Below are 299 nucleotides of genomic sequence, written 5' to 3'. Positions count from 1 at the left end.
CGAAGTTGGTCGACAAGCAAGCCGAGACTGTGGAGCTCATGCAGCGCGTGACCTGGTAGGGCCCAACGCGGCGGATGCCCTTGCTGCGCAGGATGTCGGCCGCCTCGATCTGGTTGGCCGGCGAGCCGCCGCCCGAGCCCATGATGAGGCCGGTGCGCGGGTGCGACACCTGCTCGGGCGCCCAGCCCGATGCGGCGATGGCGTCCGCCAGCGCGATGTGCGCATAGGCCGCCGCTTCGCCCATGAAGCGCAGCTGCTTGCGGTCGATGCACCCTTCGACGTTGATCTGGCGCACGCCT

Annotated in this window: 1 protein-coding gene; it reads right to left on the bottom strand. The window is 69.6% G+C overall.

What is annotated here, in order from left to right:
- The coding region (locus B5P40_RS32445; protein WP_220089788.1) for a beta-ketoacyl synthase N-terminal-like domain-containing protein at positions 1-299 on the bottom strand (299 nt) is incomplete at both ends.

This window comes from Bacillus sp. SRB_8 (assembly GCF_003264205.1).
Taxonomy (GTDB): domain Bacteria; phylum Bacillota; class Bacilli; order Bacillales; family Bacillaceae_G; genus Bacillus_A; species Bacillus_A mycoides.
This window is presented reverse-complemented; position numbering and strand designations above follow the sequence as displayed.